Origin of the sequence: Rhodococcus sp. DMU1, from assembly GCF_012272955.1 — a bacterium.
Taxonomy (GTDB): Bacteria; Actinomycetota; Actinomycetes; order Mycobacteriales; family Mycobacteriaceae; genus Rhodococcus; species Rhodococcus aetherivorans.
Genome location: NZ_CP050952.1, coordinates 1,985,294 through 2,001,766 on the forward strand (window position 1 = coordinate 1,985,294; position 16,473 = coordinate 2,001,766).

15 protein-coding genes are annotated in these 16,473 nt (G+C 72.0%); 10 read left to right on the plus strand and 5 right to left on the minus strand.

Going from position 1 to position 16,473, the window contains the following annotated elements:
• The first annotated feature begins 93 nt into the window (after nucleotides 1-93).
• From HFP48_RS09420 to HFP48_RS09430, 3 genes are all read left to right on the plus strand, one after another.
• Nucleotides 94-666 carry a TetR/AcrR family transcriptional regulator gene (locus tag HFP48_RS09420; protein WP_168579391.1) on the plus strand — a complete coding sequence of 191 codons (573 nt, stop codon included), beginning with the start codon at nucleotides 94-96 and terminating at the stop codon, nucleotides 664-666.
• Entirely contained in the window at nucleotides 663-1,703 is a 1,041-nt protein-coding gene (locus HFP48_RS09425; RefSeq protein WP_168579392.1) for an SDR family oxidoreductase, read from the plus strand. Before HFP48_RS09420 ends, HFP48_RS09425 begins: the two co-directional genes overlap by 4 nt.
• A 69-nt stretch (nucleotides 1,704-1,772) precedes the next feature.
• Nucleotides 1,773-3,707 (plus strand): DEAD/DEAH box helicase, encoded by a 1,935-nt coding sequence (locus tag HFP48_RS09430; protein WP_081636982.1) that lies wholly within the window; start codon nucleotides 1,773-1,775, stop codon nucleotides 3,705-3,707.
• A 108-nt stretch (nucleotides 3,708-3,815) separates the two neighbouring features.
• Here the strand turns inward: HFP48_RS09430 and HFP48_RS09435 are convergent, their stop codons facing one another.
• The 3 genes from HFP48_RS09435 to HFP48_RS09445 form a co-directional block, all read right to left on the minus strand.
• Complete coding sequence (locus HFP48_RS09435; protein ID WP_029542535.1) at nucleotides 3,816-4,619, minus strand: DUF1206 domain-containing protein; 804 nt, start codon at nucleotides 4,617-4,619, stop codon at nucleotides 3,816-3,818.
• A gap of 108 nt (nucleotides 4,620-4,727) precedes the next feature.
• Nucleotides 4,728-5,243, minus strand: a complete 516-nt coding sequence (locus HFP48_RS09440) for a DUF664 domain-containing protein (RefSeq protein ID WP_006938667.1) — start codon at nucleotides 5,241-5,243, stop codon at nucleotides 4,728-4,730.
• Nucleotides 5,240-7,141 (minus strand): ABC transporter ATP-binding protein, encoded by a 1,902-nt coding sequence (locus HFP48_RS09445; protein WP_006938666.1) that lies wholly within the window; start codon nucleotides 7,139-7,141, stop codon nucleotides 5,240-5,242. The genes HFP48_RS09440 and HFP48_RS09445 overlap by 4 nt, the downstream gene beginning before the upstream one ends.
• A gap of 193 nt (nucleotides 7,142-7,334) precedes the next feature.
• Here HFP48_RS09445 and HFP48_RS09450 point away from each other — a divergent pair, with 193 nt between their 5' ends.
• Nucleotides 7,335-7,796, plus strand: coding sequence for a PPOX class F420-dependent oxidoreductase (locus HFP48_RS09450; RefSeq protein WP_006938665.1), 462 nt, complete (start codon nucleotides 7,335-7,337; stop codon nucleotides 7,794-7,796).
• A gap of 9 nt (nucleotides 7,797-7,805) precedes the next feature.
• Here HFP48_RS09450 and HFP48_RS09455 read toward each other — a convergent pair whose 3' ends face one another.
• Complete coding sequence (locus HFP48_RS09455) at nucleotides 7,806-8,408, minus strand: hypothetical protein (protein WP_006938664.1); 603 nt, start codon at nucleotides 8,406-8,408, stop codon at nucleotides 7,806-7,808.
• A gap of 47 nt (nucleotides 8,409-8,455) precedes the next feature.
• Complete coding sequence (locus HFP48_RS09460) at nucleotides 8,456-9,226, minus strand: deoxyribonuclease IV (RefSeq protein ID WP_006938663.1); 771 nt, start codon at nucleotides 9,224-9,226, stop codon at nucleotides 8,456-8,458.
• 138 nt (nucleotides 9,227-9,364) lie between these two features.
• Here HFP48_RS09460 and HFP48_RS09465 point away from each other — a divergent pair, with 138 nt between their 5' ends.
• The 6 genes from HFP48_RS09465 to HFP48_RS09490 all read left to right on the plus strand — a co-directional run bounded on the left by HFP48_RS09465 (nucleotide 9,365) and on the right by HFP48_RS09490 (nucleotide 16,348).
• Nucleotides 9,365-10,123 (plus strand): ABC transporter ATP-binding protein, encoded by a 759-nt coding sequence (locus tag HFP48_RS09465; RefSeq protein ID WP_029542537.1) that lies wholly within the window; start codon nucleotides 9,365-9,367, stop codon nucleotides 10,121-10,123.
• A gap of 12 nt (nucleotides 10,124-10,135) precedes the next feature.
• Entirely contained in the window at nucleotides 10,136-12,658 is a 2,523-nt protein-coding gene (locus HFP48_RS09470) for an FtsX-like permease family protein (protein WP_029542538.1), read from the plus strand.
• 227 nt (nucleotides 12,659-12,885) lie between these two features.
• Nucleotides 12,886-14,469 carry an alpha/beta hydrolase gene (locus HFP48_RS09475; protein ID WP_050034888.1) on the plus strand — a complete coding sequence of 528 codons (1,584 nt, stop codon included), beginning with the start codon at nucleotides 12,886-12,888 and terminating at the stop codon, nucleotides 14,467-14,469.
• Nucleotides 14,466-14,951, plus strand: a complete 486-nt coding sequence (locus HFP48_RS09480; protein WP_201356153.1) for an LppA family lipoprotein — start codon at nucleotides 14,466-14,468, stop codon at nucleotides 14,949-14,951. Before HFP48_RS09475 ends, HFP48_RS09480 begins: the two co-directional genes overlap by 4 nt.
• 129 nt (nucleotides 14,952-15,080) lie before the next feature.
• Complete coding sequence (locus HFP48_RS09485) at nucleotides 15,081-15,512, plus strand: helix-turn-helix domain-containing protein (RefSeq protein ID WP_050034889.1); 432 nt, start codon at nucleotides 15,081-15,083, stop codon at nucleotides 15,510-15,512.
• Complete coding sequence (locus HFP48_RS09490) at nucleotides 15,509-16,348, plus strand: alpha/beta fold hydrolase (RefSeq protein ID WP_006938638.1); 840 nt, start codon at nucleotides 15,509-15,511, stop codon at nucleotides 16,346-16,348. The genes HFP48_RS09485 and HFP48_RS09490 overlap by 4 nt, the downstream gene beginning before the upstream one ends.
• Nucleotides 16,349-16,473: the final 125 nt, after the last annotated feature.

A 16,473-nucleotide genomic window follows, 5' to 3' on the forward strand; every position in this document is an offset into this window, starting at 1 on the left:
AACCGGTTCAGTGTGCCCCCCGTCGCGCGTGGCCCGTCCGGCGGAGGGCTCGCGGTGTCGACAGAAATATGTAGACCGGTCTATTATTTTGCTGTGACCACCAAGGGAGCACGCACGAAGGCGCGCATGATCGACACCACGCTGGAGCTGATCCAGACCCGCGGCTACCACGGCACCGGCCTCGCCCGCATCACCGACGCCTCCGGTGCGCCCCGGGGCTCGGTGTACTTCCATTTCCCCGGCGGCAAGGACGAGCTCGTCGTGGCGGCGCTGGACCGGGTGGGTGCGGAGTTCACCGGCCTGCTCGAGGCGCTGCTGGCCGAGGGGCGGACCGCCGCCGAGATCGTCGCCGCGGTGTTCGACGACCTCGCCGCCCGGCTCGGGCGATCCGGGTTCGCGGCCGGCTGCGCCGTCGCCTCCGTCGCCGTCGACGCCGCCACCGACAACCCCGTTCTGCAGCAGAGCTGCGCCCGCGTCTACGAGTCGTGGCGGGTGGTCCTCGAGCGGGTGCTCGTCCGCGACGGGATGCCCGATGCCGCCCGGCTCGCCGGGGTGATCGTCAGCCTCGTCGAGGGCGCGACCACCGTCGCCCGTGCCCGGCACGACGTGACCCCTCTGGTGGACGCCCGTGCCGTCGCGCTCGACCTCCTCGGAGCCGCGCGATGAGCGCCGCGGTGGTCTTCGGCGCGACGGGGTTCATCGGCCGCGGCCTGCTGCGGGAACTGCTCACCGACCCGGACGGCGACGATCTCGTCGTCGCGGCGGTGCGGACCGCGGAGTCGGGGGCGCGGCTGCGCGACCGGCTCGTGTCCGGCGGGGTGCCGCTGGACCGGCTCTCGGTCCATGTGTTCGATCCGGGCTCCGCCGAGCTCGTCCTGGATCCCGTGGCGGCGGACGTGCGCGACGTCTACAACCTCGCCGCCGCGTTCGCCTTCGGGATGACGGCCCGGGCGGCGCGTGAGGTGAATGTGGTTCTGGCCGAGAAGATCACCCGATTCGCGGCCGCTGCCGGCGCGCGCCGGCTGGTGCACGTCAGCGGTTACCGCGTCGCGGCGTACCCGGCCGTGCCGGCGCCGTGGCCGCCCCGGCACCGGCGCCGGATCTACCGGAGGTTCGGCGCATACGAGGCGTCGAAGATCGAGGCCGATGCGGTGGTGCGTGCACTCGCCGCGGAGCTCGGGGTCCCCCTCACGGTGGTCAACCCCGGGACGGTGATCGGCGACTCCCGGACCGGGGAGGCCGATCAGTACCTGGGTCTCGCGGAGCTGGTCGTGCAGCTCGCCCGCGGGCAGCTGCGCGCCGTGCCCGGCTCGCGGCGCACCGTGCTGCCCGTCGTCACCATCGACCACCTCGCGCGCTTCCTGGCGCTGATGCCGCGGGACCCGGAGACGGCGGGGCGTGCCTACTGGGTCCTCGACGACGCCACGCCGCCGCTGCCCGAGCTGGTCGCGCTGGTCGCCGACGAACTCGGGGTGGCCGCGCCGCGCCTGCGGATACCCGTCGCGGCGCTGCGGGCTCTGCCGGCCCGCCTGACCAGCGCGGAGAAGGAGACCCTGAGTTTTCTCAGCGCCGACACCTATCCGACGGCGCCCGCCACCGCCCTCGCGCGCCGGCACGGGCTCGAGTACCCGCCGGTGCGGCCGGCGCTGCGGCTGTGGGCCCGCCACGTGGCGGCGACGGCACCGGATGCGGCGTCCGGATAGGGTGGTCGGGGACCCTTGTCCGGCGCTGTGGAAGGGTCATGGCCGTCCATCCGATAAACTGCAGGTCAAATGAGTGATACTGTGCAAGACCCCGAAGCCGACACCGCTACCCCCACGTTCGCCGATCTGGACATCGACGCCCGTGTGCTGCAAGCGCTTTCGGATGTGGGCTACGAGACCCCGTCGCCGATCCAGGCGGCCACCATCCCGCCGCTGCTGGAGGGGCGCGATGTCGTCGGTCTCGCGCAGACCGGTACCGGCAAGACCGCCGCGTTCGCGGTGCCGATCCTGTCGCGGATCGACACCGCGGTGAAGCGGCCCCAGGCACTGGTCCTGGCTCCCACCCGTGAGCTCGCCCTGCAGGTCGCGGAGGCTTTCGGCAAGTACTCGGCGCACATCCCGGGTCTGCACGTGCTGCCCATCTACGGTGGCCAGAGTTACGGCGTGCAGCTGTCCGGGCTGCGCCGTGGCGCGCACGTCATCGTGGGCACCCCCGGACGTGTGATCGATCACCTCGCCAAGGGCACCCTCGACATCTCCGAGCTCGAGTTCCTCGTGCTCGACGAGGCCGACGAGATGCTCACCATGGGCTTCCAGGAGGACGTCGAACGGATCCTCGCCGACACCCCGGAGACCAAGCAGGTCGCGCTGTTCTCGGCGACCATGCCGGGCGCGATCCGCCGGCTGTCCAAGCAGTACCTGCACGACCCGGTCGAGATCACGGTCAAGTCGAAGACGACGACGTCGGCGAACATCACCCAGCGCTGGGTGCTCGTGTCGCACCAGCGCAAGCTCGACGCCCTGACCCGGATCCTCGAGGTCGAGCAGTTCGAGGCGATGATCCTCTTCGTCCGTACGAAGCAGGCCACCGAGGACCTCGCGGAGCGGCTGCGGGCCCGCGGTTTCTCGGCCGCCGCGATCAACGGCGACATCGTGCAGGCCCAGCGCGAACGCACCATCGGCCAGCTCAAGAGCGGTGCGCTGGACATCCTCGTCGCGACGGACGTGGCGGCCCGCGGTCTGGACGTCGACCGCATCAGCCACGTCGTGAACTACGACATCCCGCACGACACCGAGTCCTACGTGCACCGCATCGGCCGCACCGGCCGCGCCGGGCGCAGCGGTGACGCCCTGCTGTTCGTCGCCCCCCGCGAGCGGCATCTGCTCAAGGCGATCGAGCGGGCCACCCGGCAGCCGCTCACCGAGATCCAGCTGCCGTCGGTGGAGGATGTCAACGCCCAGCGCGTCGAGAAGTTCAACGATTCGATCACCGAGGCGCTCACGTCGGATCACCTGTCGCTGTTCCGCACGTTCGTCGAGGACTACGAGCGCGAGCACGACGTGCCCCTCGCCGACATCGCGGCGGCGCTGGCCGTGCTCTCCCGCGACGGGGAGTCGTTCCTCATGGAGGCCGAACCCGAGCCCGTGGCGCCGCCGCGGCGGGAACGCGAGCCGCGGGAGCGGCCGCCGCGCCGGTTCGACGACGACGGTGCGTCACGCGTCGGGCGCGACGGGCAGGAAATGGCGACCTACCGCATCGCCGTGGGTAAGCGGCACCGGGTGGTGCCCGGCGCGATCGTCGGCGCCATCGCCAACGAGGGCGGCCTGCGCCGCAGCGACTTCGGGCACATCAGCATCCGCCCGGACCACAGCCTCGTCGAGCTGCCGAAGGACCTGTCGCCGGAGACGCTCGAGGCGTTGCGCGGCACCCGCATCTCCGGGGTGCTCATCCAGCTGCAGCCCGACAGCGGCGCACCGGCGGGTCGGCCGTCGACCTACCGTCAGCGCGACGACCGCGGCGAACGCCGTCAGGGTGAGCGCAAGGAGTACGGCGGCAAGAAGGACTGGGGCGATCGCGGCGGCCGCAACAAGGACTTCGGTGGGCGCGGCGACCGGTTCGGCGACAAGCCGAACCGCGGATTCCGTGAACGCTCCGGCGAGCGCGGGCAGTCCGGTGGACACGGCTCGGGCGGCCACAGCGGCGGCTACCGCGGGCGCGACTGAGCACAGCGGCGGCTACCGCGGGCGCGACTGAGCACAGCGGCGGCCACCGCGGGCGCGACTGAGCACAGCGGCGGCCACCGCGGGCGCGACTGAGCACAGCGGCGGGGCTCACATCTTCCCGTACCGCGCGAGGACGAAGCAGTACGCGCCGTACGCGGCGATACCGAGGCCGGCCGCGACGAGCAGGATCTGACCGAACGGGGCGGTGCCCAGCGTCTTGAGGGCACCGTCCAGTCCCGTCGCCTTGGACGGATCGGTGGTGAACGTCGCGACGAGGACCAGGACGCCGGCGCCGGCGATCGCCAGGCCCTTCGCGACGTACCCGACGGCGCCGAGCGGCTCGGCGTACCGGGGCAACCGCGCCCGGTGCAGGTCGTCGAGGAACTTCTTCGCCGCGCCCTTGTAGACGTGGTAGGCGCCGATTCCGATGATCACCAGCCCGGCCGCGACGAGCAGGACCTTGCCGCCTCCGGACTGCATCAAGCGAGCACTGAGTCCGGCGTTCTGTTCACCGCTCGACTTGCCGGTGCCCCGCGCGAACTGGAACGCGGCCAGTGCCAGCGCCAGGTACGCCACGGCGACGCCGACGGTCTTGACCCGGTCCAGGGCGGACGGTTTCTCGACGTCCGAACGTTTGCCCACTGCGGCCTCGACCAGACGCCACAGTGCCAGCGCCGTGAGCGTCACGGCCAGGATCCACAGGACGATCCGGCCGCCGGGCTGGGCGGCGAGCTCGCCGAGGGCACCGGACTGATCGGCACTGGCCGGATCGCCGAACGCGACCTGGACGACGATGTAGGCGATCAGCAGGTGCACGACCCCGCTCGCGGCCTGTCCGACCCGCGCCACCTTCTCGAACATCGGGTGCTGGGCAGCGCCCGCAGCTCCCGTGCTGGTCTGTTGTCCGGTCACGCGACGGCCTCCAGGATCTCGCGGCGACGGCGCCGGGGCGCCCCGGCAGTGGTGCCTACGGCGAGCCTATCGCGCCGGCGGGGCGTCGTCCGGGTTCGCCGGCGCCGGCTACCGGACCCTGCCGGCCAGGACGTCGGCGGTGGCGCCGTCGACGGATTCGCGGATGATGTCGGCGTGGCCGGCGTGCCGGGCCCATTCCTCGATCTGATGCAGGACCAGGAACCGCACGGAGAGCGGCACGCCCTGGTCCAGCCATCGGGCGATGTCCGCCGGCAGGTCCACCACCCGGCCCAGGTCCGGGTCCGCCCGCAGCACGTCGGCGAAGCGGGCCGCGACTGTGTCGAGCCGGGCGAGCTGATCCGCGACGGTCTCGTCGTCGCGCACCGCCCACCCGGCTGTCCACGCCGCCACCGGGTCCGGCTCGCGGCTCTGCGTCCCGGCGATGCGGTCGGCGGCGGCGACCTCGCCGTCGATCACATGGTTCAACAGCGACGCCAGGCTCATCGCGGAGGCGCTGGGCACGCTGCGCGCCTGGTCCTCGGTCAGGCCGGACAGTGCGTTGCGGAACGCGGCGCGCTGATTGTCGAGAAGCAGGAGCAGCAGATCGGTCTCGTTCGTCGTCATGCGCCCAGTGTGGGAGCCATTGCGGACACCCGCGGTCCTGAATCGGCGAACTGGGTGCGGTACAACTCGCCGTAACGCCCGCCGGCGGCGAGCAGCTCGGAATGGGTGCCGCGCTCGACGATGCGTCCGGCCTCGACCACGAGAATCAGATCCGCCGCGCGGACCGTGGACAACCTGTGTGCGATCACCACGGAGGTCCGTCCGGCCAGCGCCTCCGTGAGCGCCTCCTGCACGGCAGCCTCCGACGTCGAGTCCAGGTGCGCGGTGGCCTCGTCGAGGATGACCACCCGCGGGTGGGCGAGCAGCAGCCGCGCAATGGTCAGCCGCTGGCGCTCACCGCCGGAGAGCCGGTACCCGCGCTCGCCGACGACGGTGTCCAGGCCGTCGGGCAGGGAGCGGATCAGGTCGGTGAGCCGGGCCCGGCCCAGCACCTCCCACAGCTCGTCCTCGGTTGCCTCCGGGCGGGCCAGGAGCAGATTCGCCCGCACGCTCTCGTGGAACAGGTGCCCGTCCTGGGTGACCATGCCGACGGTCCCGCGGATCGACGCGGTGGTGAGCCGGCGCACGTCGACCCCGCCGAGCAGCACGGATCCGGAGTCGGTGTCGTAGAGCCGCGGCACCAGTTGCGCGATCGTGGACTTGCCGGCGCCGGAGGAGCCCACCAGGGCCACCATCTGCCCGGGCTCGGCCCGGAAGCTCACGTCGTGCAGGACCGGTGCGCCGCCGCGGGTGTCGAGCGTGGCCACCTCCTCCAGCGACGCCAGCGAGACCTTGTCGGCGGCGGGGTATGCGAAATCCACGTGCCGGAACTCGACGGCGACCGGGCCGTCGGGGACGGGGCGGGCGTCGGGGGCCTCCTCGATCAGCGGCCGCAGGTCGAGCACCTCGAAGACCCGCTCGAAGCTCACCATCGCGCTCATCACGTCGACGCGGGCGCTCGCGAGTGCCGTCAGCGGCGAGTACAGGCGCGTCAGCAGCATCGCCATCGCCACGACGGCACCCGGCTCGAGCTGGCCGCGCAGCGCGTAGAAGCCGCCGAGGCCGTAGACGAGGGCCAGCGCGAGGGCGGACACGAGGGTCAGGGCTGTGACGAACACCGACTGCAGCATCGCCGTCTTCACCCCGATGTCGCGCACCCGGCGGGCGCGGACGGCGAACTCCGACGACTCCTGCGACGGCCGGCCGAACAGCTTCACCAGCGTCGCGCCGGGCGCGGAGAATCGCTCCGTCATCTGGGTGCTCATCACCGAATTGTGGTTGGCCGCTTCACGATTCAGGCGCGCCAGCCGCACGCCCATGTGCCGGGCGGGCACCACGAAGATCGGCAGCAGCAACAGTGCGAGCAACGTGATCTGCCAGGAGATCCCGATCATCACCACGAGCGTGATCGCGAGGGTGACGAGGTTGCCGACCACGCCGGACAGGGTGTCACTGAACGCCCGTTGGGCGCCGATGACGTCGCTGTTGAGCCGGCTGACGAGGGCGCCGGTGCGGGTGCGGGTGAAGAACGCGATGGGCATGCGCTGCACGTGGTCGAACACGGTGGTGCGCAGGTCGAGGATGAGGTCCTCGCCGATGCTCGCGGACAGCCAGCGGTTCAGGATGCCGAGCCCGGCCTCGACGACGGCGATGGCGGCGATCAGCACCGCCAGCCACGTGATCACCGAGAGGTCGGCGCGGTCGACGATGGCGTCGATCACCCGGCCGGCGAGGACCGGGGTGGCCACGCCGAGTGCGGCGATCACCACGCTCAGCAGCAGGTACATGCCGATGTTGCGGCGGTGGGGGCGGGCGAACTCGGCGATCCGGCGCAGGCTGGCGCGCGAGAACGGACGCCGGTCGCTCTGCGCGTGCATCGCGTTGTACATCGCGTTCCACGCGGTCACTTCCATGCTCATGCGGGAGCCTCCTGAAGTCGGTCGCCCGACCGTAGAACCTCGAGTGGACTCGAGGTCAAGCGTAGGTGCGCGGACTGCTGCGGGCTCGCGAGGCCGGCACCGAGTCTGCCCGTTCGTGTAGAACCCGCCACCGGATTCTGCACGTGACCTCCGACAGGGCCCGTCGTCACGGCCGCGCACGTAGGGTCGGAGCATGGCACCGAAGATCGCAACGGCGGACCGCGTGGACCGCGACCGGCTGCTCGAATTCGTCCGCCCGCGCCACCGCGGCACCCTGGTCACCACCCGGTCCGACGGCCGGCTGCAGATGTCCCCGGTCACGTGCGGGCTGGACGACGCCGGCCGCATCGTGATCGCGACCTACCCGGAACGCGCCAAGGTCGTCAACATCCGCCGCCGCCCGGCCGTGTCGATCCTGATCCACTCCGACGACTGGAACGGGCCCTACGTCCAGGTGGACGGCACCGCCGAGGTGATCGACCTGCCGGACTCGGTCGAGCCCCTCGTCGAGTACTTCCGCGCCGTCGCCGGGGAGCACCCCGACTGGGACGAGTACCGGGAGGCGATGCGCACGCAGGGCAAGTCGCTGATCCGCATCACCGTCGAGGACTGGGGTCCGGTCGCGACGGGCGGTTTCCCGCCCGGCCGGGCCTGAGCCGCCCGATCAGCGAGCGACGTCGACGACCAGCCGCGTCGGGTTCGTCAGCGCGTACACGGCGAACGGCGTGTTCGGCTCCGCGACGCCGACGAACGACTGGGTCACGCCCTCGAAGACGCCGGAGCCGTTGACCTCGACGACCGAGCCGCCCGGCTGCGCGAGCACCGGGTTGGGGCCGGAGTACGGTTCGACCCCGCTGTCGAACGGATACGCGGACCCGTCGATGAGCACCTGCAGGATCGCGCCGCCGGCGACGGCCACGTCGTTGCCGCTGCCGTCCTGCACCGCCCGGTCGACGTATCCGACGCGCCACCCCGGGGTGCCGGTGCCGCCCATCTCGTACACGACCCGGTCGAAGTTCTCGTGCCGGCCGGTGCGGATGTCGGTGACGGTCAGCTTCGCGCCGGCCGAGGCGGGCGACGTCTTGTCCGATGCGTCGGTCGGCGCGGGCTCGGGGGTCGGCGACGAGTCGGCGGACCCCGACCCCGACGAGATCGTGGAGGTGGCGGTGCTCGCCGACGCGGACGGTGCCGGGCTGTCGGCGTCCGAGCAGCCCGCAAGTACCAGCGCGGCGGCGGTGACGGCGAAGGCGATCCGGGCGTGCTTCATGAGCAAGATGTTACGGCTGTGACGGCCCGGTCTCCGGGAGGCGTGCCTCACCCGAGCAGTTCGCGCAGGTAGGCGACATCCTCGGCGATCCCCTCCGCCGGGGTCTCGAGGACGATCGGCGCGTCCGCGGCCCGGCACACCGCCACCAGCAGGCCGGGGTCGATCGTGCCGGCGGCGATGTTGGCGTGCCGGTCCCGGCCGGAGCCGAAGCCGTCGCGGGAATTGTTCAGGTGCACCAGATCGATCCGGCCGGTCGCGGCCCGTACCCGCTCGACGACGTCGACGAGGTCCTCGCCGCCCGCCCACGCGTGGCAGGTGTCGAGGCAGAAGCCCACGTCGTAGTCGCCGACGGCATCCCACAACCGCGCGATCGCATCCACGTGCCGGGCCATCGCGAACTCGCCCCCGGCGGTGTTCTCGATCAGGACGGGCACCGCGAACCCGCCCTTGTCCTCCTGTCGCTCGAACAGCTTGCGCCAGTTCTCCACGCCCGCGGCGACCTCCTCGCCGGACCGGACGTGGCCGCCGTGCACCACCAGGCCGAAGGCGCCGATCCGGGCGGCCGCCTCGGCGTGCTCGGCCACGGCCTTGCGCGACGGCATCCGCAGCCGGTTGTTCGTGCTGGCCACGTTGATCACGTAGGGGGAGTGCACCACCACCGCGACGTCGGAATCGCGGATCTGTTCCTCCCGGGGGTGCGGGCCCGGCTTCGTCCACTGCTGGGGATCGCCGAGGAACAGTTGCACCAGGTCTGCGCCGACGCGTTCGCCGCAGCCGATCGGATCGTCGTCCTGCCGGACGTGTGCTCCTATCCGCATGGTCTCGACGGTAGCGCCCGGCGGCGACGCAGGAGAACCTCACCGGGACGTCACCGGGCGCACCCTGAGAACCGTCCGGCGCGGAATCCGGGACGTCCCCGATGGTGCCCTGTCGGAAAAGTCAGGAAGATGGTGGGCATGCCAGCCCACACCGCCACTGCCGCGCGCGCAATCGACCTGAGAAAGATCTACGGAACCGGTGAGACCGCCGTCCACGCCCTCGACGGGGTGAACGCGGAGTTCGCGGCGGGGGAGTTCACCGCCATCATGGGTCCCTCGGGTTCGGGGAAGTCGACGCTGATGCACTGCCTCGCCGGCCTCGACACCGCCACGTCCGGTTCGGTGGTCCTCGGCGACACGGACCTGACCGACCTGTCGGACAAACAGATGACGCAGCTGCGGCGCGACCGCATCGGCTTCGTCTTCCAGGCGTTCAACCTGGTGCCCACGCTCACTGCACTCGAGAACATCACGCTGCCCGTCGACATCGCCGGCCGCAAGGTCGACCGCGAATGGCTGGACACCGTCGTGAACCGCCTGGGACTCGGCGACCGGCTCGACCACCGGCCCGGGGAGTTGTCCGGCGGTCAGCAGCAGCGCGTGGCGTGCGCCCGCGCGCTCGCCGGCCGGCCCGAGATCATCTTCGGCGACGAGCCCACCGGCAACCTCGATTCCCGTTCCTCGGGCGAGGTGATGTCGATCCTGCGGGCCGCGGTCGACGAGTTCGGGCAGACGGTCGTGATCGTCACCCACGATCCGCGTGCGGCCAGCTACGCGGATCGGGTGGTGTTCCTCGCGGACGGGCGCATCGTCGACGAGATGCGCGACCCGACCGCCGACTCGGTCCTCGACCGGATGAAGCAGTTCGACGCCGTCGCCGTTCCCACGGCGAAGTAGGGCGAGCCGATCATGAGCGCGAATCCCATCCGCAGGGTTGCCCTGCGCAATCTCGCCGCCCACAAGGTGCGGCTGCTGCTGACCGTCCTGTCCGTGGTGCTCGGCACCGCGTTCGTCACCGGCTCCTTCGTCTTCACCGACACCCTGCAGCGCACATTCGACAGCATCTTCGCCGACGCCGCCAAGGGCGTCGACGTCCGCGTCAGCAGCGAACAGCAGGGCGCGAGCGGCGTCCCCGACTCCGACGTCGCCGTCGTCTCCGCGGTCCCCGGCGTGCGGACCGTGGTGCCGGCGTTCGGCGGGCCGGTCATCGTCCTCGACTCCGAGGGCGCGGCCATCCAGACCGGCGGCGCCCCCAGCGAGGGCACCGCCTACCTGCCGCCCGACCAGCAGCTCGGCGACCCCAACGAGTTCGTCGCCGGACAACCGCCCACCGTCGACGGCGAGATCGCGCTCAACTCGAGCGCCGCCGAGCGTGCCGGACTGTCCGTCGGGGACCCGACGAAGATCCTCGCCGCCTCGGCCGGGATCGTCCCGGTCACGGTCAGCGGCATCTACGACGTCGAGACCGACACCGGCGGCTACGTCGGGGCGATGTTCACCGAGAACCAGGCCCGCACCCTGTTCACCGACGGCACGCACGTGCAGTACATCGACGTCGCCGGCGACGGTGTGCCCGCGGACGAGCTGCGGGACCGCATCGCCGCCGCCGTGCCCGGCCAGAAGGTCCAGACGGGCGCCGAGGTCAGCGAGGAGATCAAGACCGAGATCGAGGAGGCGCTGAGCTTCCTGAACTACTTCCTGCTCGCGTTCGGCGCGATCGCGCTGCTGGTGGGCACCTTCATCATCTACAACACCTTCTCGATGATCGTTGCGCAGCGACTGCGGGAGCTCGCGTTGCTGCGGGCGATCGGGGCGAGCCGCAGCCAGGTGGGCCGGTCGGTGAACCTCGAGGCACTGGTCGTCGGGATCGTGGGCAGTGCCCTCGGCATCGCCGGCGGCGTGGCCCTGGCCTACGGGCTGCGCTCCGCGCTCAACGCGTTCGACGTCGGCCTGCCCTCGGGCCCGCTGCAGCTCGCGCCGCGGACCGTGCTCGTGGCCCTGCTCATCGGCGTCGTCGTCACCGTGGTCAGCGCCTACGCGCCGGCCCGCCGCGCGAGCAAGGTCCCGCCGGTCGCGGCCATGCGGGAGGAGTCCACCGCGACCGTCGAGTCGCTGCGGCTGCGGACCGTCATCGGAGCCGTCGCCGCCGTGGCCGGTGCCGTCACCGTCGTCGTCGGCGCCCAGGGCACCGGCGGTGGCGCGGCCTCCACCGTCGGCGTCGGGGCCTTCGCCCTGATCATCGCGGTCCTGCTCGCGGCGCCCGCGCTGTCGCGGCCCTTCGTCGCGGGGCTCGGCGCGGTGTTCGCCCGCCCGTTCGGGGCCGTGGGCCGGCTCGCCCGCACCAACGCGGTGCGCAACCCCCGCCGTACCGCCGCCACCGCCTTCGCGCTCACGCTGGGTCTGATGCTGGTGTCGGTGATCGGGGTGTTCGGCGCGTCCGCCAAGGAAAGCGTCAACTCGCTCGTCGACACCGGCGTCAAGTCCGACTTCATGCTCACCGGACCGCAGATGATCGGGGTGCCCGTGGGGGCCGCCGCCGCAGCGGCGCGGGCCGAGGGCGTGGAGGAGACCATCGCGATGCACGGCGTCCCGGCGCGCATCGGCGACGAGGACACGTTCGGCGTCGCGCTGTCCGGCCCCCTCGGCGACGTGCTCGAGGTCGACGTCACCGAGGGCCGCGAGGACGTCGCCGGCACCGACCTGCTGGTGTCGCAGACCACCGCGGGCGAGAAGGGCTGGAAGGTCGGCGACGCGGTCACCCTCACCAGCCGCGACGGCGAGGACGTCGGCACGACGGTGAGCGGCATCTTCGCCGACAACCAGTTGCTCGGCTCGTGGGTCGTCTCCGAGGAGGTCTACCAGCAGTTCACCCCGCCTGCGTCGCGCTCGGACTTCGTGGTGTTCGTGAACACCGCGGCCGGCAGCGATCCGGAGACGATCCGCACGGCGCTCGAGGACGCCACCAAGCAGTTCGTCGTGGTCCAGGTGCTCGATCGGGAGCAGTTCAAGGGCCAGCAGGCCGCCCAGATCGACACGCTGCTCGCCGTGCTCTACGGGCTCCTGGCGCTGGCGGTGGTCATCGCGGTCCTGGGCATCGTCAACACCCTCGCCCTGTCGGTGGTGGAGCGTCGCCGGGAGATCGGCATGCTCCGCGCGGTCGGCATGCAGCGGGTCCAGGTCCGCCGCACGATCTACATCGAGTCGATGCTCATCGCGGTGTTCGGCGCGGTCGTCGGTCTGGTGCTGGGCCTGGCGTTCGGCTGGGGTTTCGTCCGGACGCTGGCCGACCAGGGCCTCGACAAGATCGCCGTCCCGTGGGGGCAGGTGATCGCCATGCTCGTCGGATCCGGCGTGGTCGGTGTGCTCGCCGCCCTGTGGCCCGGCGTCCGTGCCGCACGCACGCCGCCGCTCGAGGCGATCTCCGACATCTGACGCGACGGGACCCCCGCCCGTCTCCCTCCGCCCCCGGTGCCCCGCGCGCCGGGGGCGGAACTCGTGCTGCCGCAGGCGCGACCCGGCCGCAGTGACCGGGACCCTCGTCTCCGGACGTGAGTTGTCCACAACCGGCCCGTTCTTCCACAGTTTCACGCCGGCGGCAGTGCGCGCCGCCGCGGCAGGCGCGCAGCGGATTACGCTGCTGCGCCGAGGGGGTGGATCGAATGGATCTTCGGCAGTTGCAGCGGTGGGACCCGGATGCGCTGGACGGTCTCGGCGCGGTGCTGGACCGGCATGCGGGGGAACTCGAGCGGATCGGCGCGCAGATCACCGCGTCGGGACGGTTCGACGGACAGTGGTCGGGGCTCGCGCACGCGGCCGCCGAGCAGCGGCTCGGTGACGTCACCGGCGGGATCGTGCGACGGTCCGACGCGTATCGGGAGGTGAGCCGCTGCGCGGCGTGGTGCGCGCCGCGGCTGCGGGCACTGCGCGCGGAACTCGACGACGCGACCCGCTGGGCGCGGGACCGGGCGTTGACCGTGCGGGACGACGGAACCGTCGCGGGCGGACCGGGTACCGACCCGGAGCGGCACGAGGCACAGGCCCGCATCCGTGCGGTCCTCGACCGGGCCGAGACGCTGGATCGGTGGGCCGCAGCCGACCTCGGCCGGGTGCCGGACCAAAGCCCTTCGCGTCCGCTCGGTTTCGGGGGCGTGCGCGCTGCGCCCGCGTCCACCCCGGCGGTGCCGGCGCCCGGGACGGCGGCGGCCCAGGTGGCCGCGTGGTGGGCCGGACTCGACCACGGCGAGCGCACGAAGGTCGTCACCCTGGCACCCGAGCTGATCGGCAACCTCGACGGCGTGCCGGCCGCGGTCCGCGACCTGGCCAACCGCGCGCAACTGGCGGGGGAACGGCGCCGGCTCGAGGAGGTCGCCGCCCGATTGCAGGCCCAGCTCGACGCCGATCCGCTCGGCGGACTGGCGAGCAACGCCGACGCCGGACTCGCCCAGACCCGCAACAAGATCGCCGCGCTCGACGCCATCGAGACGACGCTGGCCCGCGAGGACCGGCGGCTGCTGGGCCTCGATCTGTCGGGCCGGGAAGCGATGGCCGCGGTGGCGGTCGGGGACGTCGACACCGCCGACCACGTCACCGTGTTCACCCCCGGCGCCGGCTCCACGGTGCAGGGCAACCTCGCCGGGTACGACACCCGGATGGCGGCGCTGCGGGAGGAGGCCATGCGCCACCTGCAGGAGGCCGGCCGTGCCGCCGAGTCGGTCGCCGCCGTGACGTGGCTGAACTACCAGGTGCCGCAATGGGGCTGGGGCCTCGCCCGCACCGAGCTGAGCCCGGTGTCGGACCTCGCGGCGGTTCGTGCCGCCCCGCGGCTCGCCGGCTTTCTCGACGGTCTGTACGCCGAGCGGGACCCGCACGTCACCGCCGTCGGTCACTCCTACGGTGCGCTCGCCACCGGCCTGGCGCTGCAGCAGGGTGTCGGGGTGGACGCCGCCGTGTTCCTCGGCGCCCCGGGAATCGGCACCGACGACGTCGCCGAACTCGGTGTGCCGCCGGGCGCGACGTACCTCGTGGAGGCCGACCGCGACCCGGTCGGTGACGTCGGCACGTTCGACGGCGATCCGAGTTTCCTCGACGGCGTGACCCACCTGTCGAGCGACGCCGGGGCGGACGCGTCCGGCCGGCCGCGGCTCGGCTCGACCGGGCACAGCGAGTACCTGAGCGACGGAACGATGAGCCTGTACAACGTCGCCGCGGTCGTCGGCGGCCTCCCGGATCGAGTGGTGCGATGAAGGTTCTGCGCGTCGGTGTGCCGGTGCTGGCCCTGTCGCTCGCGGGGTGCGCGGGCGGGCCGGTCCCCGTCGCCGTGCCCGAGCCGGTGGCGGCGGACCGCGCCGGTGCCGTCGAGTACTACACCCGGGTCCAGCGCGACGCGATGGCCGCCCTGTCGGACGCTTTCCCGGAGATGCAGTTCCGGCAATCGGACCCGGCCACGACGGCCTACTGCGAGCTGCCCGACGGATCGGCGGGCACCACGGTGTTCCTCCCGATCCACCTCTCCGATCGGCCGGTGCCGCCGGGGCAGCTGGAGCGGGCGGCGCGGGTGTTCGAGGAATCGTTGGCGGGCACCGGTTTCCGCGGTGCCCGGTCGCTGCCGGTCGAGACCGGGCTCCAGATCCGGATGTTCGCCGCGGACGGCTCCTCCATCTCGTTCGGCAGCTATCTCGCCGCGACGGTGGGGCTGACGGTGGGGTGCTACCCGGACCGGCCGTAGTGAACTCCCCGTGCCCGCCGGTGTGCGACGAGGGAGGAAAGGGTCGGGAGGCGAGGAGCGGGGGAGGTTCCTCATATGCACGTTAATATCCCTATTGCGCGGATAGTGAGGGAAGTTTAGGGTATTTATGTGAGTGAACGTCTCTATTCGGTGGACGAGGTGGCCGAAAGCCTGGGTCTACACGTGCGCACCGTCCGCAACTACGTGCGCTCCGGGCGGCTCCCCGCGGTCCGCATCGGCAAGCAGTACCGCATCGCGCAGCAGGACCTCGAGGCCTTCACCGGCCGCCCGATGCCGCCCTCGTCGCACGAGTCGGCCGCCCGCCGGCGGCACACCGACGTGTCGAGCATCGTGGAGATCGACGCGGTCGGCGCCGAGACGGCCCACCGCCTGACCACTCTCGTGACGAGCGCGGCGGGCAACCGCCGTTCGGGCGACGAGCCGCTGCGGATCGAGACGGTGTACGACGAGAGGAGGGCGAGGATGAAGATCGTCATCCTCGGCGGGCTGGCCGACACCGCCCGGCTGTTCGACTACATCGACGGGGTGCTCGAGTCATGACCACGATCTACACGTCCGAGGCCGGCGCCCGCGAGGTCCGGCGGCGCTATCGTGATGCCCTGCGGGACTGGCCGATTCCGGCCGAGCATGTGCGGGTACCCACCCGCCAGGGGGAGACCTTCGTGCTCGTCTCCGGTCCGGACGACGCGCCGCCCGTGCTGCTGCTGCACGGCTCGGGAGCGAACGCGACGATGTGGCGTGACGACATCGGCTCCTGGGCGCGGCATTTCCGAACCTACGCCGTCGACCTCGTCGGTGAACCGGGGGAGAGCGCGCCGTCCCGGCCGCCCCTGGCCTCCGACGCGTACGCGCTGTGGCTCGATGACGTGCTCGAAGGTCTGGGGGTCACGAGCGCTGCGATCGTCGGCGTGTCCCTCGGCGGCTGGATGGCGGTGGACTACGCCACCCGGCGCCCGGAACGGGTGACGCGGCTGGTCCTGCTGTGCCCCGGTGGCCTGGGCCGGCAGCGGATGGGCTGGCTGGTCAAGGCGATGTTCCTGCGTCTTTTCGGGCGCCGGGGGGCACTCCGTTCGGCGGCCGTCGTCACCGGCCTGGACACTCCCGAGACGCGTCCGGTCCTCGACGAGGTGGTGCTGACGTTCGCCCATTTCAAGCCGCGTACGGAGCGGTTGCCCGTGTTCTCCGACGACGCGCTGCGGCGGCTGACCATGCCCGCGCTCGTGATCGTCGGTGGCCGCGACGTCCTGTTCGACTCCGAGGGCACCGCCGACCGCGTGCACCGGTGCCTCCCGCACGCGACCGTCGAGGTGCTACCCGAGGCCGGGCACGCGATCCTCGGCCGGACGGAATCCGTCCTCGAATTCCTGCGCGACTGACCCGTCGCGCGGCAACCCGCTTCGGTCGAGGCGAATCCGCCAGGAAGAAGCGTCATGTCCCCGAACCTGCCTCACGAGACGGGCCGACCCGCGGACCGCCGCAGGATCGACGGTCGAATCGCGAC